The sequence below is a fragment of the Mesorhizobium sp. M7A.F.Ca.ET.027.03.2.1 genome (assembly GCF_003999175.1).
Classification (GTDB): domain Bacteria; phylum Pseudomonadota; class Alphaproteobacteria; order Rhizobiales; family Rhizobiaceae; genus Mesorhizobium.
The window spans coordinates 1-1476 of the sequence record NZ_RZOM01001297.1; the positions used below are offsets into that span (position 1 = coordinate 1).

A 1476-nucleotide genomic window follows, 5' to 3' on the forward strand; every position below is an offset into this window, starting at 1 on the left:
ACAACGCACCGTCCGACCGCAGAATCCAGTTCGCTCAGGCGATCAGCACGCGCGGCTCGAAGCGGCCGTTGACGGGAATATCGAGCAGAACGGTCATGCCGCCCTGCAGATCCAGCAGACGCTGCTTCTCATCCTTGCCCGACCAGGCGGAGGTGACCGCCAGCCGATCGGCCTTGGCGCCGACAAAGGCCGGGCAGGATGGCTGCGTCACCGGCATGGCGACCGTGCGGACGAGCTTGCCGTCGGGTCCATAGGCTTCGATGACGCTGCCGCCCCAGACGGCGTTCCACAGGATGCCGTCGCGGTCGAGTACGGACCCGTCGATATAGCCCTTGGCCGAGCGGTGATCGACGAACAGCTTTGGCTCACCTGCAGGCAGACCGGTCGCCGGGTCGCAGGCGACGCGCATCAGCAGCCCGGTCGAGGTGTCGGTGTAGTAGGCGATCGCGCCATCCTCGGTAAAACAGATCGAATTGGAGACGGTGATGTCCGAAAACAGCCGGCGCAGTTCGCCTCTGAAAAACCAGTAGATCGAACCCGCACCCTTTTCCTCGCCCTTGCCCATGGTACCCATCCACAAGGCGCCGCAGGGGTGGACCCGGGAATCGTTGGAGCGTGTGACCGGATTGTCGGCCTCGACAGGCGTGTGCAGCGTCAGTTTGCCGGTCGCGACGTCGCGCACATAAAGGCCGGTTTCGGCGGCGATAAGCTGGCGCTTGTCATCGATGATTGCGATGGCGCTCGCCATTTGGCCAAGCTCATGGACGGTGGCCGCGCCGCCGGACAGTTGCTTTTGCAGAAGCTGACCGTTGACGATGTCGAACCAGTAGAGCGTATCGGTGGCGGGATCGTAGCTCGGCCCCTCGCCGAGCTGGCAGACGTGATCGGAAAAAACCGTAACGATCGCTTCGCTCATCATGCGTCTCCGCCGAATGCTGCATCCCAGGCTGTCACCGCCGCCTCGGCCCGCGCGGCCACCTCGTCGACGCTCATGCCAGGCTTGAACAGGCTGGAGCCCAGACCAAAGGCGGTCACGCCGGCCGCCTTGTAGCCGGCAAAATCTTTTTCGGAGACGCCGCCGACGGCGCCGACCAATGTCTGCGCCGGCAACACCGCGCGCATCGCGGAAATGCCGCCTGCACCCAGCACGCTCGCCGGGAAGAATTTAAGCGCCGAGGCGCCGAGCTTGATCGCCTGGAAGGCTTCGGTCGGCGTGAACACGCCGGGCATCGTCACCATGCCGTAGTGCATGGCGCGCGCCATCACCTCGGCATCGATGTTGGGACTGACCAGCAGCCGCCCTCCGGCCTGGTGCAAGCCATCGACATCGGCCGGCGTCAGCACCGTGCCGGCACCGACCAGCGCCGTTTTCGGCAGCACTTGGACGATGCGGGCGATCGACGAGAACGGTTGCGGTGAGTTCAGCGGCACTTCGATCGCCTCGATGCCGGCGTCGAACAGTGCCTGGCCCATGGC

General features: G+C 65.0%; 2 protein-coding genes. Both read right to left on the minus strand.

The window, feature by feature from the left end; genetic code table 11:
• Positions 1–34: 34 nt before the first annotated feature.
• Positions 35–916 carry an SMP-30/gluconolactonase/LRE family protein gene (locus EN750_RS33995; RefSeq protein ID WP_127399252.1) on the minus strand — a complete coding sequence of 294 codons (882 nt, stop codon included), beginning with the start codon at positions 914–916 and terminating at the stop codon, positions 35–37.
• Positions 916–1476, minus strand: a 561-nt coding sequence (locus tag EN750_RS34000; protein WP_145968187.1) for a 2-dehydro-3-deoxy-6-phosphogalactonate aldolase, incomplete at its 5' end; no start/stop codon positions are given. The genes EN750_RS34000 and EN750_RS33995, both read right to left, overlap by 1 nt.